This is a genomic window from Serratia sp. JKS000199, from assembly GCF_900215455.1.
Classification (GTDB): Bacteria; Pseudomonadota; Gammaproteobacteria; order Enterobacterales; family Enterobacteriaceae; genus Serratia; species Serratia ureilytica.
Genome location: NZ_LT907843.1, coordinates 1,313,741 through 1,335,758 on the forward strand (window position 1 = coordinate 1,313,741; position 22,018 = coordinate 1,335,758).

The window sequence follows — 22,018 nt, forward strand, 5'->3', positions numbered from 1 at the left end:
TATCGGCACCGTGCGGTCATTCATGGAGAGAAAGATGCAACGTCAAAAAGCAACTCAGCCCCCCAATCGGACACGTCGATTTGCCGTTTTGGTGATCGACATGCAATACGACTTTCTGGATGAAGATGGTCCTGTTCCTTGCGAAGGAGGGCGGGAGATTATCGCGTCGCTTCAAGTTTTGTTGAGCTTTGCGCGCGGTGCGGGCATCCCGGTGATCTATACCCAGGAAAGTCACCGCGTCAACCGTGTGGACTTCGGCCGGGAGCTTGACTACGGCGAGACACTTCATTGCCTCGAAGGGAGTCGTGGCGTTGAGATCATCGCAGATTTATCTCCACAGGTTGGCGATCAGGTATTAATCAAACGCCGTTACAGTGCGTTCTTCGCCACCGACCTGGATCTTCTGCTGCGTGGGATGGGAGTAGATACCGTCGTTCTGACCGGTGTTGCCACGGATGTTTGTGTTCGTGCGACTGCTCAGGACGCCATGCAATTAGATTATCGCGTCATAGTGCCGCGCGAGTGCGTCGCGGGGACGCGTCAAGTGCGACATGAGGCGGCGCTTGAGAACATCGGTTATGTATTTGGCAGTATTCAGAGTTTGACTGAGGTTATGAATCTCTTGCGGGTGGGATTGGAGGAAACATGAACGCAACGCTGTCGATAAAACCGCTGGAAGAGCGATTCAGAAACGTCTTGCAAATCTTGGTTGAAAAACGGCTTAGCTTGAGCCGGGAACAGACCCGAGATCTGGTCCAGGCCATGCTGGGACAGCAATTGGATGATATGCAGATCGGCGCGTTGCTCGTCGCTATGGCACAAAAGGGCGAGTCCGCTGATGAGATCGCCGGTGCGGTTGACGCAATAGCGGCACGTTGCCGGCCATTGGTAAGCGGTTTGCCGCTTACGTTGAATATCGGTGGTACTGGAGGAGACCGGAGCGGGACCTTCAATATTTCCACCACGGCAGCCTTGGTTGTGGCCGCAACTGGCGTGCCAGTGATCAAGCATGGCAATAGTCGCGTAACCAGCGTCAGCGGCAGCAGCGACATGATGTCGGCGTTGGGCATTGATGTTTCGCGCAAGGGTGATGAAGCATGGCTGCGGCGGTCGTTGGCAACGAGCAACTTCGCGTTTCTCTCTACTTCGTCTTGGTATGCGTTTCCTGAACGGCTGACTGCTGTACGGCGCGCTTTGGGTGTTCGTAGCCTGTTTAATCTGAGTGGGTCGTTGGTTCATCCTGCTAACGTGACGCACCAACTGATAGGCGTTGCGCATGCTTCGCTTTTGTATCCCATGGCTGAGGCGCTGGTGAGGTTGGGCAAGGTGACGGCTTTTATCGTACATGGTGCCGGAGATTTGGATGAAGTCAGTTGCCTGGGAGAAACCCAGGTCCTGTGTGTAAGTGATGGCTGTATAGGTCGGTTTTCCGTGCAGCCGGATGATTTTGAGGTCCCTGCCTGTGAATTACGGGCGCTGCGAGGGGGGTCTGCGGAGCGTAACGCGAAAATCTGCCTGGCAGTGCTTAACGGCGAGCGGGGGACCTATCGCAACGCGACTATAGTGAGCGCCGCGACGGCGCTGGTGTTGGCCGGCAAGACGCGCTCCTTTGGCGAGGCGGCGAAACTCGTGCGGCAAGTATTGGATAACGGGCGGGCGTATCAGGTTCTTAAACGATTCAAGGAGACGATGAATGAGAACGAGAGTGAAAGTCTGCGGCATCACGCACCTTGAGGATGCTCTGGCGGCATTAAACGCGGGGGCCAATGCATTGGGGTTCATTTTTTCACAAAGTCCACGTCAGGTTTCGCCCGACGAAGCCCGTTCGATCATTGAACGATTGCCGCCTTTTACTCAGGTGGTCGGCGTGTTTGTCAATGAACCCAGGGAATGGGTGCAAAACATTATATGTTATTGCGGCCTGACAGCGATTCAGCTTCAGGGTGACGAAACGAATGAGTATTGCCAGGCATTTGATGTCCCGGTCATTAAAAGTTTCCATCTCGAAAGCACTTTGGCTCTGGACAGGATAAACGACTATCAGGTTAGTGCATACCTATTGGACACACAGGTCGAGGGGCTGAGCGGCGGTTCTGGAAAGCCATTCGATTGGAGTTTGTTGAAAAACAAAACATTTGCGCGGCCGGTAATTGTTGCGGGTGGACTGCATGCCGGCAATGTCAGCCATCTGATTCAGCATTGTTTCCCCACGGCCATTGATGTCTGTTCTGGCGTCTCTCGGTCCGCGCGCCGTAAGGACCCTGTGCGACTCCAAACCTTTTTTGACGCTGTCGCCTATGCCGATCGCCTTCGCGTGCAGGCGCCGGCTGAGAGTGGGCAAGAGGACATCCTCAAGGCGTCTTTTGATCGGCAGCCTTTGGTGGAGATTCAGGGGCGGCGGTTTTTGTTGAATGCTCTGACGGAACAGATCCCGGCAACCCCGGCTGAACTCTTGCGTGAAGCAGCCAGGCGAGTCTGCGATGCGGCGCAATTTCCGCCGGGAACCAAGCTGGTGGGGGAGGAAGACAAAGGAGGCGGTTTATTGGCTGCCGTTTCGCTGCTTTCAGGCCTGTCATACGGCATTGCCCGCTGGTACCCATCCGGTCTTGAAGGACAGGTTAAGGTTGATTTCGATTGCGAATATACCGGCGGCAGCCTCTTTTTGAACGGCGTGGAGCCCGGCGATAACGTTTATATCGTGGACGATCTCATCAGCACTGGCGGAACATTGGTGGGGTTGGTTTGTGCAGTGCGGAAAGCAGGGGCTGATGTATCAGGCATCTTATGTATGGTGGAAAAACGCAATTATGGTGGAGCCAGGCGCGTGTTCGAGGCGACGGGGATCTCGGTGCAATCGCTTATTGAAGTGGATGTGAGCGGCGAGCATTCGGTCGTTGTCGGCGTTAATTATTAAATAAAAAGGAGGCTGTGATGGTCAAGGAAAGAAAATTCCGCGGTTGGTACATGGTCGGTGCCGTTCATCTTTTACTGGCGGTTATTTTTGGCGCTGCTTATTCATTCGGGGCATTTTTTACTGCATTACAGACGAACTTTGACGCAGGGCGTTTTTCTACCGCCTCAATCTTCTCGCTGACGGCGTTAATTTACTATGCCGTTGGGGTATTTTCCGGTGCCTGGAGCGATCGTACTTCGGTAAGGACGGTAACCGGCATTGGTATTTTACTGCTTTCGCTGGGATTCTTCGGCAGTAGCCTGCTGGCGTCGTCACTGACGGCGTTTTTGCTCACGTTTTGCCTGTTGGTAGGGGTTGGCGTCGGATTGGTTTACGTGCCGGCTGTTTCAACCATCCAACGTTGGTTCGTCGTTCATCGCAGCTCGGCTTCCGGCCTGGCGCTGGCTGGCACCGGCTTGGGAACGCTGGTGGGGCCGATGGTGGCCGGTGGGCTGATGCGACATTTGTCCTGGCAAAGCACTCTGCAAGTGTATGCCGTCGCTATCGCCGTGTTGGGGTTGGCTGCCGCCTTCATTTTACGAGGCCGGCCAGAGGACGTGGGCGAATATCCCGATGGGCTTCGTCCCGTTGAGGTGACCTCAATGCAGCGTCCAGGCTTCAGCGGTAGCGTCACGCTGCGAGAGGCCGCTGGCCGAGCTCAATTTTGGTGGTTTTTTATCGCGATATTTTTCGGCTCTATCGGACTGTTCCTGGCGTTGGTTCATATCAATCCTTATGCGCAGCAACAGGGGCTGCATGTAACACAAGCCAATCTGCTCATCGGTTTGATCGGCGTGGGCAATATCGGCGGCCGTCTGGTTTTGGGACGAATAGGCGACCGTCTGGGCGCGCGGCGTTTTTTGGTTATCGTCACGTTGAGTTTGGCCCTGTTATGCGGTTTTTGGAGTGTGGCGCACAGCTTTACCGCGCTGGCGATTTTCGCGCTGTTGTTCGGCGCGGCCAACGGCGGCTGTATTGCGCTGTACCCGGCAGTGGCCAGTACATGGTTCGGCACCGCCAATCTGGGCGCCATTCTGGGGGCATTGTATATCGCCGTGGGGATCGCCGCCGTTGGCGGGGGCAGCGCCGCCGGTTGGCTGTATGACCTGTATCAGAGTTACACGTTGTCTATTGCGTTGGCCGGCATGGCGGCGCTGCTGTCTGCGTTGGGGATCGTCTTGGCTTCTCGCTGTACTTCCCGGATGGGATGAGGGAGGAGTCAAATGCTATTGCCTAATGACTTGCGCTCTGCCTTGGCGTTGTTGCGGCAAGCAGGGGATGAGATTACCCCGGTGGAGAGATCGATTTCTCCCGAGGTGGAGATGATTGAAGATTTTCTCGATGCCTATCGCCAGCCTGGCGGTTCCTGGTTTGCCGATGAGCAACCGTTACGGCTTTATCGACGACCAACGCGGGGCGAGTTTCCCGTTTTGATGGGGATGTTTGGTAATCGCCGTCGTTGCAGGCTGTTTTTGGATCCCTTCGGACGTTACTCCGCAGACATATCAAATGCTCAGTTGTTGTTGCAGGCGGCGAATAGGCCGATAGCGCCCAGATTACTGGGCGGGGAGGAACGCAACTTTCACAACGTGCGTAAGCCTGCTGAAATCCTGGCTTTGCTGCCGATCCTACGTTATCTGCAAGATGATCCTGGGCCGACGGTGACGTTGGGGTTGATCTATGCGCACGATAATCGAACCGGAGCCGCGAATTGTTCTTACCACCGAATTACCTTCAAAGAGGATTCGGCGGTGGTGGCGATTGACTCTCGTGGTCACTTGCAACACATGCTTTCGACACATCTGGCGCGCGGAGAGCTACTGCCGATTTCCGTCAATATCGGGCTTGATCCGGCCATTTATCTGGCTTCGACATTGACTCGGCCTTGTCTTTCTTACGGTAGCGACGAGTTAGGCGTTGCGGGGGCCCTGCGCGGCAATGCGATGGAGATTGCGCCATGTCACGCCAATACGGGGCGATATATCGCCCATGCCGAGATCGTTATAGAAGGGATGTTGGGGGCGGAAAAAGAACCGGAGACAGCGGAGGTGGCCGGTTTTTCCTTACCTGAGTATCTCGGTTATCGCTCGCCATGTGGTATGGCCACAACACTGCAGGTTCAGGCGGTAAGCCACCGCGCCGGGGCGATATATCAGACGCTGTCGGGTCCTGGTGTGGAGCAATCCATTCTGCTTGGTTTAGGCCAAGAGTGTTCGCTGCTCGCCCGACTAAAAACAGAGGGGCTTGAGAGGCTGTTTTGTCGCGTCGCGGCTCTGCCTTCCGGCGGCGGTCACTTGCTTACCGTATTGCAAGTCGTTAAACGCGCTTGCAGTGATGACCTGCGCGTTATCGACGCAGCCAAGAGATTGCTCGGTGAGGTGCCGTCACTCAAAAATGTGTTACTGGTGGATGAGGATGTTGACCCTTATTCGGAGCGTGATGTCCTCTGGGCTATGAGTACGCGCGCCCGACTTGAACGCGATATTCATGTCAGCGCTTTGCTGCCCGGCACTTCCCTTGACCCCTCGCAATTGCCGCTTTATGGCGGGAGTGATGCGAATGGGCTCGTCAATAAATGCGTCGTTGATTGTACGGTTCCTTTTAGCTCTCGGCGGCGTTTTCAACGGGCGTTTTAATGTGAGCGGTACGCCTTTCTGTAGCCTGCCTGACCAGGCTGGCGAACCATGATGTCTGTCATGTTGAAGGAGACAAACCATGACGAATACTCTCGATCCTCGTTTCGATTCCACCCGGACTATTTGTGCCCCCAGGGGCAACGAATTGACCTGCAAAAATTGGCTGACCGAGGCGGCCTATCGCATGATTCAAAATAATCTGGATCCCGACGTCGCCGAAAACCCGCAAGGGCTGGTTGTGTATGGCGGTATCGGTCGCGCTGCTCGCAATTGGCAATGTTACGATCAGATTTTGGCCTCACTTAAAGAGCTGAATGAAGACGAAACTCTGTTGGTTCAATCCGGAAAACCGGTTGGAGTATTCCGCACCCATACTGATGCTCCCCGAGTGTTAATCGCCAATTCTAATTTGGTTCCACAGTGGGCCAATTGGGAACACTTCAGCGAGCTTGATCGCAAGGGATTGTTCATGTACGGGCAAATGACTGCCGGTAGTTGGATCTACATCGGCAGTCAGGGCATTGTGCAGGGCACGTTTGAAACGTTTGCCGAAGCGGGCCGCCAGCACTATGGCGGGGATCTGACCGGACGCTGGATCCTCACCGCCGGGCTGGGGGGGATGGGCGGGGCGCAGCCGTTAGCGGCGACATTGGCCGGCGCGGTTTCGTTGAATATAGAGTGTCAGCAGAGTAGCCTGGATTTTCGTTTGCGTACGCGCTATCTCGATAAACAGGCAAAAGATCTGGATGAAGCTATCGCCTTGATCAAGGAGCACACGGCGGCCGGACAGGCGGTTTCTATAGGCCTGCTGGGCAATGCCGCAGAGGTGTTGCCTGAACTGGTTAAACGCGCGCATGCAGGCGGTATCCGACCCGATCTGGTTACCGATCAGACGTCTGCGCACGACCTGATCCACGGTTATTTGCCGGTGGGATGGAGCGTGGCGCAGTGGAAAGCAGCGCAACGCGATCCGGGGCAGCATGCCAGGTTGGCTGACGCCGCAGCTGCTAGCTGCGCCATTCATGTGCAGGCAATGCTTGATTTCGTTGACATGGGTGTGCCGGCTGTTGATTACGGTAACAATATTCGCCAGGTCGCACGCGATATGGGCGTGGAAAATGCTTTCGACTTTCCTGGCTTCGTACCGGCTTATATTCGCCCCCTGTTTTGCGAGGGCAAAGGGCCGTTTCGCTGGGTGGCGTTATCTGGCGATCCGGAAGATATCTACAAAACGGACGCCAAGGTTAAAGCGCTGTTTCCTGAAAACCAACATATCCATCGTTGGCTGGATATGGCGCGTGAGCGCATTGCTTTCCAGGGATTGCCAGCGCGTATCTGTTGGTTGGGGTTGGGCGAGCGTCATCTGGCAGGCCTGGCTTTCAACGAGATGGTGCGTAGAGGGGAGCTTAGCGCGCCGGTTGTTATCGGCCGAGATCATCTGGATACTGGCTCCGTCGCCAGCCCCAATCGTGAAACCGAAAGCATGAAGGATGGAACCGATGCCGTTTCCGATTGGCCGTTGCTGAATGCATTGCTCAATACTGCGGGCGGCGCTACCTGGGTGAGTTTGCATCATGGTGGCGGTGTGGGGATGGGATATTCGCAGCATTCGGGAATGGTGATCGTGTGCGATGGCAGTGATGAGGCTGACCGGCGGCTTGCTCGGGTGTTGGTCAACGACTGCGGTTCCGGCGTGATGCGCCATGCCGATGCTGGCTATGAGCAAGCCGTTGCTGCCGCGAAAAGGTTTGGATTGAAACTGCCGATGCTTTGAGAATAAGAGCATATTGAGGCTTTATAGCGGTTCTTATCGGGTAGAACCGCTATTTCTCTATAGGATGATTTTTACACCGTATTGCCTGTCTTGTGAGTATTTCACCTCTGGGCATGTGACGATTTAGTCTTGGCGTCAACTTACGGTTTTGCTGTCTGGCCTTCTTGCCAGTTTTGCCAAACGTGTTCAAGCCCGAATTCGACCATCGCGAAATAGAGACTGAAATAACGCTCCGCCATGATGAAAAACGAACTGTTGAGTTCGATCACCACATTATTGGTGGTGGTCAGCAGGCCGGATTTTTCCGCCGCCTGCAGAATGCGGTTCACGTGAGCGCGAGAGACGGAACACGACTTGGCGATTTTCGCCGAGGAGAGCAGCAGAAAGGGGGAGTCCTGTCGGATGCTTTCGATAAACAGCATCAACAACACCATGTGGCCGGCGTCTTTGCTGATAAACAGCCCGGACTGTTGCACCAGATCGATCAGGTAGATCTCCTTGAGCATCAGTTGCCCGTAGGCGGCGAAAAAGGTGGGCAGAAAGTCGGGCGCCGCCAGCAGCGCCGCGATGGGCATCTGTGGCGCCAGCGCCTGATAAGGCCGCGCCATTGAGGCGATCAGCGCCTGGGTTTCCGCCAGCGCGTGCGGCGTAGGCTTATAGCGCAACTGGCGTTTGTCATGCTCGCAGGGTTTGACCTCCAGCCGGCGCCCGACCCGTAAAAAGAACAGAAAGGAATCCAGGGAGTTCTCGCTGATCATATTCTTCCCTTTGAAAAAGGCTTTGATGTCTTTCAGCGCGGCGGCGGGCTGGTGGTAATAAATGGACAGGATGGTGGAGCAGATGATGAACCGGCTGTTCCTGAAAATGATTTTGTAAAACAGCGGATGCTTCTTGTAGGTCTCTCTCAATAATTCCCCGTGTTTGACGATAGCGGTGTGAAACGCCGCTGACTGCCTGATGTTGTTGGCCTGTTTCTCCAGATGAAACTGTAGCTGGAATCTGCTTAGACTCATTTTCCCTATTTCCTGTACTTAAAAAAATGCGCTGCTTTTTATCGTTATGGGTTTGCTGTGTATGGCTTGACGATCTGCTGGCCCTGGTCGTTGATGAGGGTGGCCTGAACGGTGGCCCGAGAGGGGAGCGCGGATGCCGAAACGCCGTCGAGGTGATAATCCCGCGAGCTGAATGGCGCGGTCATCATGTCGCTTTCTTGCCGCACCGGGTAATCGCGCCTGTCGGCGTGCACGGCGATGCGCGCGAACGAGAGATAAAACGCCGATCGGTTTTGACAGCGCAGCAGATAACCGTCCGGCGATTTTTGCAGCGTGAATGAGACGGCCTCGGCCGCGTTTTCGGCTTTTCCCTTCAGCGCCCTGGGCCGGTAGAAGATTTTCATCTGGGTGTTCATCGCCAGCGTCACGCGCGACGCCAGCGGCGGCGTGGTCGGCCGGGTGGGCGGGATCTCATACAGGTTAAGCCAGAACACCGACTCTCTGTCGGCGGGCAGGTTCGCGCCGGCAAACAGGATCCGCAGCCCTTTCAGCGCCGAAGGCTGCAGCGCGAATACGCTGGGCAGGGCGACAAACGGCGCGCGAGACAGTTCGGGGGCGGCGTTGACGTCACCGTTATCGACCCAGGTTTGCGCCACGATCGGGTAGCCGTTGGTGTTGAGCAGCATCAGGGTTTTTTCCGTCTCGCCCTCGTGAAAGATCACCCGGGTGGCGGAGGCGATGATGCCCGCCTGCGCGCCGATGGAGGCCAGCGCCAGCAGCAGGGCGCATCCCATAATCAGGTATTTCTTTCTCATCATTGCACCTTAACCCAGACGTAGGCCCTGGCATCCACCTTGCCGGCGGTGACGGTCTGGCCAGGCAGCCGGGCGAGCGTGGCGGTGAGCTGGGTGGTGTAGTGGGTAAACCCCGCTGCGGTGCTGCCGCCGCCGCTGGCGCCGTTGAGCACCGGATACCAGCCTGCGTCGCTGCCCTGCGGGCATTGCCCGGCGCTGCAGCGCGCCCAGCCGACAAAGTTCATCGGCGCGCCGTTGCCGGCGTTGGCGAGCGCGATGCCCACGCCGGTGGCGACGCTGCTGTCGGTGCCGTAGCCGCTGGAGAGCAGGTAACTTACGCCGCCGTTGGCGCTGACCAACCCGAGCCGCTGCGCCGCGACATAGCTTTCATACGGCACCTGCAGGCCGAGGGCGGTATTGTTGCTGCTGACGCCGGACACGGCGGCGTTGTCGCATTCGATATTGAGGGTGAACTGCGCCTGCGAGGTTTGCCCGGCGGTCAGTTGGCTGACGGAGAGGGTCGGCAGGATCACCAGCGGCGTGACGTTGCGCGCCACGCAGGTGGCGGTATAGGTCAGCGAAGAGATCGGTGCGGTGCCCATGCCCATCGCGTTCCAGCGCCCGGTGCCCCAGGTGGCGTAGTTGGTGGCGGAGTCGCTGCCGATAGGATCCGAGGCGATGCCGGGCCCCTGAAAGGTGACATAGCCGTTCGGCTGCGTGCAGGTATAGTTCGAATTGCCGGTGGTCGACGCCATGCCCACCAGCGGGTTGCCGGCGCTGTAGCCGCAGTAGTTGCTGGCGCCCGCGCCCGGCAGCGAGCTGATGCGGATCAGATCGGCGCGGATGGCGCTGAAGTCTTTCACCCGGATCTGGATTTTGTTGCCGACGGTGGCGTAGCGGGTAATCGGCGCCGACTGCCAGTAACGGGTAAAAACCTTGCCGGAATCCAGATGGGTCAAACGAATGCCGACGTAAGGGAAGTAGGTGGCGTAATAGTTGGGATTGCCGTCCCTGGCGCCCAGATCGTAATAGCCGCCGACGCGATCGTCGCCGTTGGTGGCGAAGACTTCATAAATTTGCCCGACATCGCTGGCATCGCATTCATATAGCACCTTGTTTGGGTCGGGATAGCGGGTGCCAGAGGTCAGATCGAACACGCTGGTGCCCAGCGGCGTGCCGACGGGCTGCAGATAGGTGCTGGTCAGGTTGACCCGACCCAGCGCCGTGCCCACCCCGCAAGGATCGCAGCCGGAGTCGATCCAGGGGGCGACGCGCGTGCATTGCGCCAGCGCCGCGGGCGCGCCGAACAGCGACAGGGCGAACAGCGCCGGGGCGGCGACCAGATAAGAAATGCGTTTCATCGTCTCTCCTGAGATAAGTTAAACGGGTTAGCGGCACGGAGCGCTGAGCCGCTGAATCGGGCTGTCTTCCGCGGCGGGCAGGCGATAGTGCAGCGTGCACTGCTGGCCGGGTGCGTCGCCCCAGTTCAGCGTCAGCGTGCCGGTATTCCGGTCGCTGCGCAGATACACCTGATTGGCCTGGCCAACCATGCCCACGCTGTTGCCCGCGTTGTCCAACACGTTGGCGCCCATCGGGATCGGCGCGTTGTCGGGACGCTGTGCGGTAATCAGCAGCGCCTGGCCGCGCACGGTGTTGAAGCGCAGGCGCACCGTGGCGCCGGCGTACGGGGCGACGCGTTGCTGGCCGTCCTCCAGTTCCGCTTTATCATTCATGCCCTCGGGGTTCAGCGCGACGGTGTTGTAGTGATAGGGCACCAGCGCCGGCGCCAGCGCATAGCCGAAGCGATCGATGCGCGCGCCTTGGCCGCCCATCACCTGCGCGCCGTTGGCGCCGGGCGCCTCTATCAGGGCGAAGGTATCACCGACATACGGCCCTAATGTCACGCCGCCGCGGTGCGCCACCACCGCGCCCTGCAGCGACAGTGAGCCTTGTCGATACTGGCGCGCGGTGGAGAACGAGCCGGTGACGTTGGCGTAAGGCAGGCGGGTTTGCAGGTTGCCGCCCCAGATGCTTTGTTGGCGATCGTCGTCGGTGGTGAAGTTCAGACCGTAGCTGACCGGCTGTTCGTCGCCGACGCTGCCCGACAGCGCAGCCTGATAGTTGCCGCCCTGACCCTGGCTGTGGTTGGCCAGCAGCGAGACGCTGGGGGCGGATGACGAACGCCCGAGCGGGAAGCTGAGCGACAGGGCAGTGACGGTTTGCGTGTTCTGCGCCAGCGGCGCGCTGTAGACGTTATCCAACGGCCCGTAGCCGCGATAGTCGCCGTTGCTGTAGCCCAGACTGCGGGTGCGGGTGACGGAGAGGTTAAGCGCCACGCCGTTGCCGAAGGTTTTCCCCCAGCCTAGCTGGAGCTGATTGTCGCGGCCGCGCTGATCGCGGTAGTCCTGGGTCGAGCCGGACATCGTCAAGCTGCCGAACGCGCCCATGCCCTGATTGACGGCCACCTCGAAACGCGAACGCTGGCGGTAGGAATCGGACTGCCAGCGTTGGCCGGTGACGGCGGCGCGCCGCACGCCGAGCACGTCGCTGAGATCGCGGAAGCCTTCGGTGGAGTAACGGTAGCCGGCGATGGATAAGGTGGTGTCCGTCGGGCTGAAGGTTCGGCTGTAAGAGAGATGCAGCATCCAGCCTGAGGCGCCGCCGTCCGGCAGGCTGGCGTGGGAATAGGTGGTGTCCATGCCGAAGGCGCCCAGTTCGCTGCTGTACACGCCGCCCAGCATCATCGCCTGATAGCCGTCCGCCAGCTGGTTGCCGACGTTGAAGGTCAGGGCGTTGGTCAGGCCGTGTTGCCAGGTCAGTTCGCTGAACAGGTCGTTATCGCCGACGTAGCGGGAACGGCCGACGATGGCGGAGTAGCGCGACTGGCCGGGGCGGATGGATTCCGGCACCGCGGCGAACGGCACGGTGAAGGTGCTGACGCTGCCGTCGGCCTCGGTCACCACTACGGTCAGATCGCCGGCGTAGTTGGTGGCGTACAGATCGTTGATGGCGAACGGCCCCGGCGCTACGGTGGTTTCGTACAGCGTGCTTTTGCCCTGCAGCACCGTCACGCGCGCGTTGCTTTTCGCCACGCCGCGCACCACCGGCGCATAGCCGCGCTGTGAATCCGGCAGCATGCGATCGTCCGAGCTGAGCTGAATGCCGCGAAAGCCCAGGCCGGAAAAGAAGTGCCCGTCGGTAAAGCCTTCGCCCAGCAGCATTTCGCTGCGCCAGGGCAAGATCGCGCGCTGCACGTAGCGGCGGCTGGTGTCCAGGTGGCCGCCGAACTCCCGATCGTAGCGGTAGCTGGATTGCTGGCGGTAGCGCCAGAGCCCGAGGTTGAACCCGCCGTTCAGGTTGGCGTAGGTCGAGTCGAGGTCGCGGGTTTGCCCCTGTCGGTAGCTGACGTGGTACTGGTTGAGGTTGTAATTGACGAAGACCATCGATTCGCCGCCGTCCAGGCTGGCGGGATTGACGCTGCCGCGCGGCTGGCCGTTCAACAGCGCCTGCGGAATGCTCAGATCCAGGCGCAGCCGCGAGATATCGGCGTTCACCGTGATGTCCTTCAGATCCCGGCCGGGCAGCAGGCATGCCGTTTCGGCCGCCGGCGGATTTTTCAGCCCGAAGCGCGTCAGCTGCGCGCGATCGAAACAGGGCAGTACCTGCTTGCCATCGCGCACGAAACGAATTTGATCGCGCTCGAGAAACTGGCCGTTGAGGTACAGATCGATCTGATAGCTGCCGGGGGCGACGGCGTCCTGTTGGTTGAATTGACTCAGGGCGCTGTTGCTCAGCACGCTGCCGCGCAGCAGCGCGGGATCGAAGGTGTAGCCATCGGCGGCGGCGCAGCCCAGCGGCAGCGCCAGCAGCGCGCAACACCAGCGTGCGGGAAGCGGCGTCGCCTTGCGAGCATCGAACATGAAAACCTCCCTGTCTGGTTTCAGCGCGCGACGTTCAGGGTGCGTGTGATTTCCACCCCATAGTCATTGATGACGCGCAGCGCGATCTGCCGCACCTCACCGTTCACCGGCCAGCTGGCCTGCGAAAACGGCGGGATCAGGTCCGCCTGCGGGATCGCGGTGCGTTTCGCGCCGCTGAGGATCGCGGCCTGGCTGACGTTGGCGTAGTAGCCGGTCGGGTTGTCGACGCGCAGCGCGTTGCCGACCTGGCGCAGGCTGAGCTTATCGATGACGTGGTTGGCGTCGCCGGCCAGCCCGGCCGGGCGATAGAACACTTTCAGGCGATTGGTGACCACCAGCAGCAGTTTGTTCTTGTCGCTGTCCGTCTGACGCACGGCGGGCACCTGCAGGAAGTTGAGGTAGAACAGCGATTCGCGATCGCGCGGCAGCGGCTGGCCGACGAACGACAGCCGCACCATCTGCCCGCTGTGCGGATTCATGCGGAAGATTTGCGGCGAGGCGACAAAAGGCGCGTCGGCGTTTTCCGGCGTGGACTTGGGGTTATTGATATCGAGCCAGATCTGCATCAGCGCCGGGGCGCCGTCGTCATTGGTGAATTGCAGCGTTTTTTCCCGCGCCTCGGCGGGGTAGATCACGCGATTGCCGAGCAGCGTGACGCTGGCCGACGCGTAGCTGGCGGCAAAACTCATCAGGCAAAACGATAGGGCGGCCCAACGGCGGGCGTAACGGGTTATCTGCTGCATAAACGTGAACCGATAAAGGGAGCGAGTCATTCAGCGCCGTCCGCTAAGGAACGGCGCTGTCATCAACAGGTATGGCGCCTGACGCCGGCTTATCTGTAGGTAATGGCGAACTGTGCGGTGGCGATCACCGAACCGGCCGCTACGCCGGTATCTTCCGCGTAGTAGCGAGCCACCAGGTTCTGCGAGGTGGACGTGGCGTCTTTCGCCAGCGTCATCGCCGACGTGGTGACGGTAGAGCCGCTGGCGAATGACAACGGTGTAGTGGCGTCGCTGTCCAGCAGTTGAATGGAAACCTTGGCCGCATCGCCCGCGTTGCCCAGGTTGCCGTTGGTGGTTGGGTTGTTGCCCGCCAGCACGGTTTTGATCGCCGTATCGCTGGTTGCCGCCGCACAGCCCGTGACGTTAACGGTAAAGGTGGTGTCGCCGGCGGTGGCGCCTTTGGTGGCGAGCTGGCTGGCGGCGACGGTCGGCAGCAGAACAACCGGGTTGGATTGGTTGCCGTTAATATTCACCGAACAGGTTTGCGTGCTGACTTCGCCTTTAAATTGCACCGTATTGGACGAGGCGGCCGCACAGGCGCCGGAGAGAGCCAGCATGGATAATGCGACTAATTTAACATTCATGTGAAATGCCCTTTAATTTACTTTAGAGAAAAGCTTTCCTGACAGTAATAATTTACTGACGTGCGGTTGTTGATTAATCATGTTGCGCAATTGTTTTTTAAACGCGTCGGCAAACATGGATTTTCATCCTAACAAACTAAGAATTTTCCCTATAGATATTTTGAATAAGGCAATAAGGTGATGGCTCCTGTTGTTACATTTGCTTTCATTTTCGCTTATATCATACAAAATAGAAAATAGATCTATATCATTGCGTTGCATTTTTATTGAATTGTCAGTTTTTGCGAATGAAATAATTTGAAACATTCATGCCTTTTTTGCGTATTAATCAAAGCGCTGGCTGTTGCGTGATTATTTGAAAAACATGTTATCAAGATGTTTTATATCGGTGTGCTTTGCAGGCGAATTACCCCAAAAAAGAGCAGCGACAAGCCGCCTGAGGTGTGGAAGCATACTTTTACGCTGATAAGGAGAATTAAAGTGAGAGTGATTTATATCGACGGTTCGCCGCTGTGCCGTTTGGGGATGAAAACATTATTGGGAGAAGGAGTGATAACCTTATCCTCGCCCAATATTAATATTATTAAAAATATAAGCCCTGCGCCTGATTTAATTATCATGGATTTTCCCCATGAAATTTATCGGTTCGAAGCGTATTTGCGATTTATTCACGCCTCACGTGCTGAATATGAAGGCGTCCGGATACTGTTCTTCGTCGATAAGACTTCGCCGCTGATCCTGGCGTTTATCGCGGCGGCGCAGCCGGATGCGATTTTGCACAAACGGGAAGCGCTACAGGTGGTGCGGGAGACCTGCGCGGCGCTGAGCCGCCGGGAAAAGGCGAGCGAACGGCGCGCGCTGAACAGGCATCGGGCGGCGGCGATCACGCCCGGTGAGGCGGCGGTGCTGTGTGAAACGGCCCGTACGGAAGATATCCGCCTGACCGCGCGGCGGCTGAATTTGCACCCGAAAACCGTTTATTCGCACCTCAACAATGCCGGCAAGAAGTTCGGCATCCGCAATCGGGTGGAATTGCTGAAGATGATTGCGCTGCTGTAGATCACAACGAACGGGCTTGGCCGACGGCCAGCCGCCATTGCGTCATTTCGTCGGCGCCCGGCCCGGCCGCCAGCGCCAGGTTTTGCGCCGGCAGCGATTCGCTGGTCACGGCATCCACCGCGCGCAGGGTGGCAGGGTGGCCGGTTACGCGGTCAACCACGCGCAGCGGCGGCCCGGCCAGCTCGGACAGATTCCATTTGTCGCCAATCTGAATCATCGCCATCACCAGCAGCCCGAGATCTTTTCCTTTCTCCGTCGGCAGATACTCATAACGAGCGGGGCGCGTTTGGTATTGCCGCTTTTCGATAAGGCCGTGGCTTTCCAGGGCCTTGAGCCGGTCGGCCAGCGTATTGTTGGTGATGCCGGTCGAGTGGCGCAGATCGTCATAGCGCGAGAGCCCCAGCAGCAGATCGCGCATGAGAATAGCGCCCCAGCGATCGCCCAATGCCGACAGCACGTGCGCCACCGAGCACGTCATGCCTTCAAACCCTTTTGCTTTCACGTTGCTTTACCTCCGCTTGCCGCCTGATTGCCGAGAATGTTATCGCCTCGGCTTGATAACTTCAATAATTGGAGTTATTACTCTTATTATTGGAGTTTGTATTTAACAGCGGATGATGGCCTGAACGCTGGCCAGAAACCCGCGCCTTCACCGAGGAGAAAACGTTATGCCACTGTGGCAGATTTACCACCCTGAGCCGGCCTTCAGCACCGCCGATAAACGCGCGATTGCGCAGAAGGTCACTGCCCTGTATCAGGACTTTTTGCCGCGCTTTTACGTCAACGTGTTCTTCCACGCGCTGCCGCCAGGTTCGGCCTATCTCGGCGGCGAACCGGCCGATGATTTCGTGCGGGTGACCATCGACCATATCGCGCGCGCCATGGACAACGACGCAGAGCAGCAGCAATTCCTGGCGGCCTGCACCCGCATCCTGCACCCCTACATCGCCGCCCGCGGGCTGCGCTGGGAATTGCACGTCGACGAAACGCCGTTCTCGCTGTGGACGATAGACGGATTGAAACCGCCGGCGCCGGGGACGGCGGCGGGGGAGAGGTGGCGCAAGGAGAACCGGCCTTCGGCGTGGGAGGGGGAAATAGGGTGAGACTGGGGATACTCAGGACAAAAAAATCCACGCCGAAGCGTGGATTTTTCCGTTTCCGGCAGCGGAGAAAAGCGCTGCGGAGAGAGGCTTAGACGTTGAACAAGAAGTTCATTACGTCGCCGTCTTTGACGATGTAGTCTTTACCTTCGGAGCGCATTTTGCCGGCTTCTTTGGCGCCTTGCTCACCTTTGTAGGTGATGAAGTCGTCATAGGAGATGGTTTGGGCGCGGATAAAGCCTTTCTCGAAGTCGGTGTGGATCTTGCCGGCCGCCTGCGGGGCGGTGGCGCCCACCGGGATGGTCCAGGCGCGCACTTCTTTCACGCCGGCGGTGAAGTAGGTTTGCAGGTTCAGCAGTTCATAACCGGCGCGGATCACGCGGTTCAGGCCCGGCTCTTCCAGGCCCAGTTCGGCCATGAACTCGTCGCGCTCTTCGTCTTCCAGCTCGGCGATGTCGGATTCCACGGCGGCGCACACGGCAACCACCACGGAGCCTTCGGCGTCGGCGATTTTACGCACGGTGTCCAGGTACGGGTTGTTCTCGAAGCCGTCTTCGTTGACGTTGGCGATGTACATGGTCGGCTTCAGCGTCAGGAAGCTCAGGTATTTGATCGCCGCCTTGTCTTCATCGGTCAGATCCAGTGCGCGCAGCATGCCGGCGTTTTCCAGGTGCGGCAGGCATTTCTCCAGCGCCGCCAGCTCGGCCTTGGCGTCTTTGTCGCCGCCTTTGGCTTTCTTTTGCACGCGGTGGATAGCGCGCTCGCAGGTGTCCAGGTCGGACAGCGCCAGCTCGGTGTTGATCACGTCGATGTCTTCGGCCGGATCGACCTTGTTGTTGACGTGGATGATGTTGTCGTTTTCAAAGCAGCGCACTACGTGGCCGATGGCTTCGGTTTCACGGATGTTGGTCAGGAACTGGTTGCCCAGGCCTTCACCCTTGGACGCGCCTTTCACCAGGCCGGCGATGTCGACGAATTCCATGGTGGTCGGCAGAATGCGTTGCGGCTTGACGATCTCGGCCAGCTTATCCAGACGCGGATCGGGCATCGGCACCACACCGGTGTTCGGTTCAATGGTGCAGAACGGGAAGTTGGCTGCTTCAATGCCCGCTTTGGTCAACGCGTTGAACAGGGTGGATTTGCCTACGTTAGGCAGGCCGACGATACCGCATTTGAATCCCATGTTGTAATCACCTTAAATATCTTAACTATCAGCTGGTTAGGTTTAACCGACTGCATAAATGGCAAAATAATGCCGCCATTATACACGTAATGGGCGTTTATCTCGATCAGACTTGCTTGGCGGGGGCGAGTGCCGTACGGGCGACCGGTTTTTGATTGAGATTTGGATCACATTTACCCATACTGGCCGTTCCGATTAACCGACAGGAAACGCGCCGGATGTATTTCTTGCCTACGCCACCCTGAGCTATGCCCGCCTGCAGTCTGCCGCGCCTTGCGGTACCCCATACCCGCTACGCGGGGAGATGATGTCATCTGTCATAAGTGAATAATGCATGTTTAACCTGAGTAACGTCAGGATCGCGGACGTTAAAAATGAAGTCCTGGCGGGCTTTGTGGTGGCGGTTTCGATGATCCCCGAGGCGGTCGGCTTTTCGCTGGTCGCCGGTCTTTCGCCGATCGTCGGTTTGCATACCGCGTTTATTATCGGCCTGGTCACGGCGCTGTTCGGCGGCAAGCCGGGCATGGTTTCCGGCGCCGCCGGCTCCATTGTGGTGGTGCTGATGAGCCTGGCGGCGCAGTACGGTATGGGTTACGTGCTGTGGGCCACGCTGTTTGCCGGGGGGATCCAAATCCTGATCGGCGCCTTCCGGCTGGGCAAGTTCATTCGTCTGGTGCCGCTGCCGGCGATCCACGGCTTCGTCAACGGCCTGGCGATCGTCATCATGCTGGCGCAGCTGAAGATGATCGCCGGGCAGGGGCCGCTGATGTACGGCCTGGTAGCGCTGGCGATTGCGGTGGTGGTGCTGTTCCCGCGCCTGACCAAAGCCATTCCGTCTTCGCTGGCGGCGCTGCTGGTGGTCTCGGCATTGGCGATCGGCCTCAACCTGCACACGCTGCGGGTGGGCGATCTGGCGGACATTTCCGGCGCGCTGCCGCACTTCAGTTTGCCGACGGCGCCGTTTACCCTGGAGATGGTGCGGGTGGTGTTGCCCTATGCGGTGGTGATTGCCTTGGTCGGTTTGATCGAATCGCTGTTGACCATGACGGTGCTGGATGAAATGGGCGGCAAGAAGGGGAACGGTAACCGCGAAAGCATCGCGCAGGGCGCCGGTAACGCGGTGTGCGGCCTGTTCGGCTGTTTCGCCGGCTGCGCGATGATCGGCCAGTCGATCATCAACTTTACCTCGGGTGGGCGCGGGCGCCTCTCCGGCACGGTGGGCGCCATCCTGCTGATTTTGTTCGTGGTCAGCCTGTCGCGCTATATCGGCCTGCTGCCGGTGGCGGCGCTGGCCGGGGTCATGCTGGTGGTGTGTTACAACACCTTCGAATGGAGTTCGCTGCGCCGTTTGCGCCGTATGCCGAAGGCAGACGCGCTGGTGATGGTCGCCGTCACGTTGATCACCATCTTTACCGATCTGGCGGTGGCGGTGATCAGCGGGGTGATTATCTCGGCGCTGGTGTTCGCCTGGCAGCAGGCGCGCATCCGCGTGCGCCAGCGGCAGGTGACGGGCGACGTGGCGGTGTATCAACTGGATGGCCCGCTGTTCTTCGGCTCTGCCGCGGCTTTCGCCGAGCTGTTCGAGCCGCAAAGCGATCCGCAGAACGTGGTGCTGGATTTTGCCGGCACCCGGGTGATGGATTCCAGCGGCGTAGAGGCGATAGATAAGCTGACGGCGCGTTATCTGGCGGCCGGGAAAAGCATTCGGCTGCGCCACCTGAGCGGTGACTGCGTGCGCCTGCTCAAGCGCGCCGGGCCGTTTTGCAGCCATGAGCTGGACGATCCGCAGTATTACGTGGCGGAAGAGGGGTTCGCCGCCGATGACCGCCGCGTGAGCGAGGAGACCTTCAACCCACGCGGCTAGACGCCAGCAGCGGGCAGGGCGCCCGCTGCGGCAAGGTTCAGGCCTGCGCCTTGAAACTGTGCAGGCGCTGAACGGTTTTTTCCAGCCCGTCCTTCATCAGCATCTCGGTGCAGCGCAGCGACTCGTCGATCGCCTCGTCAATCATCTTCTGCTCGCTGGCAGGCGGCTTGCCGAGCACGAAGCCCACCACCTTGTTCTTGTCGCCCGGATGGCCGATGCCGATGCGCAGGCGGTAGAAGTTCGGGTTGTTGCCGAACTTGTTCTGGATGTCTTTCAGGCCGTTGTGGCCGCCGTTGCCGCCGCCGAGCTTGATTTTGGCCACGCCGGGCGGCAGATCCAGCTCGTCGTGCGCCACCAGGATCTCGTTGGGTTCGATGCGGTAGAAATTGGCCATCGCCAGCACCGCTTTGCCGCTCAGGTTCATGAAGGTGGTCGGCACCAGCAGGCGCACGTCGTTGCCCGCCAGGTTCAAACGGGCGGTGTAGCCAAAGAACTTGCTCTCTTCTTTCAACTGCTGATTGTGGCGCTGGGCCAGCAGATCGACGTACCAGGCGCCGGCGTTGTGGCGCGTCTGGGCGTATTCCGCGCCCGGGTTAGCCAGGCCGACTATCAATTTAATACTGCTCACTGAGTGATTCGCTATGATCAGGGTAATGGAAAGGGAGTTAGTCTACCTGTCGGGGCGGCGAATGACAAAATCCGATCTCCGCCGTCGTCGCAGGTAACAAAGACGAATGATTCATTAGCTGAATAATTCAATTTGTCCGCTAATTTTCAGCCGTGTGTTAAGAAGTGTCAATAATTCTTTACCATTTGTGATCGCCTCCGCAATCCCCTTGCCGCAGCAAGGGCTATACTTAACTTATCAAAGTGGGTTAACAAGTTGCAGCGTTATCCCGGTTGGCACATGGCAATCATGGAGGTGGCATATGAAACGTAGAAACGCGGACAGAATGGGCAACTTTTTTATGGGGCTGGGCCTGGTCGTGATGATCGGCGGCGTCGGATACTCCATTCTTGCTGAAGTATCGCAGTTCAATTTACCGCAATTTTTCGCCCACGGCGCCATCATGAGCATCTTCGTCGGCGCGCTGTTGTGGCTGGTGGGCGCGCGTATCGGCGGCCGCGAGCAGGTGGCGGATCGCTACTGGTGGGTAAAACACTTTGATAAACGGTGCCGCAACGATCAACATCGTTCGTCGCATTGATTAAAAAAGCAGAAGGGAAGCAAGAGCAGGGCAAGGGAACATCTGCCGTGCATTAAGGTTTGAGGTCATGTCGGACTACAAGTAGAAAACCCGTTGTTGCTCGCGCACCAACGGGTTTTTCTTTTTCTGCTGTCGGGCTCGCTATCTTTCCGGCGCAGTGGGCGCCGCACCGGAAAGACGACGAATCAATGCTCGAACATCGCAGAGATCGACTCTTCGTTGCTGATGCGGCGGATGGCTTCAGCCAGCATGCCGGACAGGGTCAGAGTGCGAACGTTTTTCAGTGCCTTGATTTCCGGCGACAGCGGAATGGTGTCGCAGACGATCACTTCATCAATCACCGAGTTCTTGATGTTGTCCACGGCGTTGCCGGAGAAGATCGGGTGCGTCGCGTAGGCGAATACGCGCTTGGCACCGCGTTCTTTCAACGCTTCAGCCGCTTTACACAAGGTGCCGCCGGTGTCGATCATGTCGTCGACCAGCACGCAATCGCGGCCTGCCACGTCACCGATGATGTGCATCACCTGAGAAACGTTCGCGCGCGGGCGACGTTTGTCGATGATGGCCATATCGGTGTCGTTCAGCAGTTTGGCGATAGCGCGGGCACGCACCACGCCGCCGATATCCGGAGAAACCACGATCGGGTTTTCCAGATTTTGCTGCAGCATGTCTTCCAGCAGGATCGGGCTGCCGAACACGTTGTCTACCGGTACGTCGAAGAAGCCTTGAATCTGCTCAGCATGCAGATCCACCGTCAGAACGCGGTCAACCCCTACGCTGGAGAGGAAATCGGCGACAACCTTGGCGGTGATTGGCACACGCGCGGAACGCACGCGGCGATCCTGGCGGGCATAGCCGAAGTAAGGGATAACGGCGGTAATACGACCTGCGGAGGCGCGACGCAGGGCGTCGACCATCACAACCAGTTCCATCAGGTTGTCGTTGGTCGGGGCACAGGTGGACTGGATGATGAAAATATCACCGCCGCGTACATTTTCGTTGATTTGCACGCTCACTTCGCCGTCGCTAAAACGACCTACAGCGGCGTCACCAAGGCTGGTGTACAAACGGTTGGCAATACGTTGTGCTAGTTCCGGGGTGGCGTTACCAGCAAAAAGCTTCATATCAGGCACGAGAAGAACCTCAGGCTTGCGTCCAGAGAAGATATT

At 58.4% G+C, this 22,018-nt stretch carries 20 protein-coding genes; 10 read left to right on the forward strand and 10 right to left on the reverse strand.

Annotated features, from left to right (window positions below; genetic code table 11):
* Positions 1-34 precede the first annotated feature (34 nt).
* The 6 genes from CPH57_RS06405 (at position 35) to hutU (ending at position 7,363) form a co-directional block, all read left to right on the forward strand.
* On the forward strand, positions 35-649 hold the full coding sequence (locus CPH57_RS06405) for a cysteine hydrolase family protein (RefSeq protein ID WP_046686883.1): 615 nt from the start codon (positions 35-37) through the stop codon (positions 647-649).
* Positions 646-1,734 carry an anthranilate phosphoribosyltransferase gene (gene trpD / locus CPH57_RS06410; protein ID WP_052752684.1) on the forward strand — a complete coding sequence of 363 codons (1,089 nt, stop codon included), beginning with the start codon at positions 646-648 and terminating at the stop codon, positions 1,732-1,734. Before CPH57_RS06405 ends, trpD begins: the two co-directional genes overlap by 4 nt.
* Positions 1,694-2,914 (forward strand): hypothetical protein, encoded by a 1,221-nt coding sequence (locus CPH57_RS06415; protein ID WP_096242148.1) that lies wholly within the window; start codon positions 1,694-1,696, stop codon positions 2,912-2,914. The genes trpD and CPH57_RS06415 overlap by 41 nt, the downstream gene beginning before the upstream one ends.
* A 17-nt stretch (positions 2,915-2,931) precedes the next feature.
* Positions 2,932-4,164 carry an MFS transporter gene (locus CPH57_RS06420; protein ID WP_046686884.1) on the forward strand — a complete coding sequence of 411 codons (1,233 nt, stop codon included), beginning with the start codon at positions 2,932-2,934 and terminating at the stop codon, positions 4,162-4,164.
* 12 nt (positions 4,165-4,176) lie between these two features.
* On the forward strand, positions 4,177-5,589 hold the full coding sequence (locus tag CPH57_RS06425) for a UbiD family decarboxylase (protein WP_089196943.1): 1,413 nt from the start codon (positions 4,177-4,179) through the stop codon (positions 5,587-5,589).
* A 79-nt stretch (positions 5,590-5,668) separates the two neighbouring features.
* The gene (hutU, locus tag CPH57_RS06430) at positions 5,669-7,363 is read left to right on the forward strand and encodes a urocanate hydratase (RefSeq protein WP_096242149.1); all 1,695 of its coding nucleotides are present in this window, start codon (positions 5,669-5,671) and stop codon (positions 7,361-7,363) included.
* A gap of 140 nt (positions 7,364-7,503) precedes the next feature.
* Here the strand turns inward: hutU and CPH57_RS06435 are convergent, their stop codons facing one another.
* The 6 genes from CPH57_RS06435 to CPH57_RS06460 form a co-directional block, all read right to left on the reverse strand.
* Entirely contained in the window at positions 7,504-8,376 is an 873-nt protein-coding gene (locus CPH57_RS06435) for a hypothetical protein (protein WP_047026272.1), read from the reverse strand.
* A gap of 44 nt (positions 8,377-8,420) precedes the next feature.
* On the reverse strand, positions 8,421-9,170 hold the full coding sequence (locus CPH57_RS06440) for a molecular chaperone (protein WP_046686887.1): 750 nt from the start codon (positions 9,168-9,170) through the stop codon (positions 8,421-8,423).
* Positions 9,170-10,510, reverse strand: a complete 1,341-nt coding sequence (locus tag CPH57_RS06445) for a fimbrial protein (RefSeq protein ID WP_089196946.1) — start codon at positions 10,508-10,510, stop codon at positions 9,170-9,172. Before CPH57_RS06445 ends, CPH57_RS06440 begins: the two co-directional genes overlap by 1 nt.
* Positions 10,511-10,537: 27 nt before the next feature.
* Complete coding sequence (locus CPH57_RS06450; protein ID WP_096242150.1) at positions 10,538-13,069, reverse strand: fimbria/pilus outer membrane usher protein; 2,532 nt, start codon at positions 13,067-13,069, stop codon at positions 10,538-10,540.
* 20 nt (positions 13,070-13,089) lie between these two features.
* Complete coding sequence (locus CPH57_RS06455; RefSeq protein WP_033642746.1) at positions 13,090-13,812, reverse strand: molecular chaperone; 723 nt, start codon at positions 13,810-13,812, stop codon at positions 13,090-13,092.
* An 89-nt stretch (positions 13,813-13,901) separates the two neighbouring features.
* Positions 13,902-14,435, reverse strand: coding sequence for a fimbrial protein (locus CPH57_RS06460; protein WP_033642747.1), 534 nt, complete (start codon positions 14,433-14,435; stop codon positions 13,902-13,904).
* Between the two features lie 375 nt (positions 14,436-14,810).
* On the opposite strand from CPH57_RS06460, the gene CPH57_RS06465 reads away from it, so the two are divergent.
* Positions 14,811-15,494: a helix-turn-helix transcriptional regulator gene (locus tag CPH57_RS06465; protein WP_228287487.1), complete on the forward strand. Its 684-nt coding sequence runs from the start codon at positions 14,811-14,813 to the stop codon at positions 15,492-15,494.
* 1 nt (position 15,495) lies between these two features.
* Here CPH57_RS06465 and CPH57_RS06470 read toward each other — a convergent pair whose 3' ends face one another.
* Positions 15,496-15,996 (reverse strand): helix-turn-helix domain-containing protein, encoded by a 501-nt coding sequence (locus CPH57_RS06470; RefSeq protein WP_033652037.1) that lies wholly within the window; start codon positions 15,994-15,996, stop codon positions 15,496-15,498.
* A 166-nt stretch (positions 15,997-16,162) separates the two neighbouring features.
* On the opposite strand from CPH57_RS06470, the gene CPH57_RS06475 reads away from it, so the two are divergent.
* Entirely contained in the window at positions 16,163-16,597 is a 435-nt protein-coding gene (locus tag CPH57_RS06475; RefSeq protein WP_096242151.1) for a tautomerase family protein, read from the forward strand.
* An 88-nt stretch (positions 16,598-16,685) separates the two neighbouring features.
* On the opposite strand, the gene ychF is transcribed toward CPH57_RS06475, so the two are convergent.
* Positions 16,686-17,777, reverse strand: coding sequence for a redox-regulated ATPase YchF (gene ychF, locus CPH57_RS06480; RefSeq protein ID WP_025302489.1), 1,092 nt, complete (start codon positions 17,775-17,777; stop codon positions 16,686-16,688).
* A 334-nt stretch (positions 17,778-18,111) separates the two neighbouring features.
* Here ychF and CPH57_RS06485 point away from each other — a divergent pair, with 334 nt between their 5' ends.
* Positions 18,112-19,641: a SulP family inorganic anion transporter gene (locus tag CPH57_RS06485; protein WP_096242152.1), complete on the forward strand. Its 1,530-nt coding sequence runs from the start codon at positions 18,112-18,114 to the stop codon at positions 19,639-19,641.
* Positions 19,642-19,678: 37 nt separating this feature from the next.
* On the opposite strand, the gene pth is transcribed toward CPH57_RS06485, so the two are convergent.
* Positions 19,679-20,269 (reverse strand): aminoacyl-tRNA hydrolase, encoded by a 591-nt coding sequence (gene pth, locus CPH57_RS06490; RefSeq protein ID WP_004941053.1) that lies wholly within the window; start codon positions 20,267-20,269, stop codon positions 19,679-19,681.
* A 301-nt stretch (positions 20,270-20,570) separates the two neighbouring features.
* Between pth and ychH the strand changes: the two genes are divergently transcribed.
* Complete coding sequence (gene ychH, locus CPH57_RS06495) at positions 20,571-20,849, forward strand: stress-induced protein YchH (RefSeq protein ID WP_033642754.1); 279 nt, start codon at positions 20,571-20,573, stop codon at positions 20,847-20,849.
* Positions 20,850-21,034: 185 nt separating this feature from the next.
* Here ychH and prs read toward each other — a convergent pair whose 3' ends face one another.
* Positions 21,035-21,982 (reverse strand): ribose-phosphate diphosphokinase, encoded by a 948-nt coding sequence (gene prs, locus CPH57_RS06500; protein ID WP_004941061.1) that lies wholly within the window; start codon positions 21,980-21,982, stop codon positions 21,035-21,037.
* Positions 21,983-22,018 lie beyond the last annotated feature (36 nt).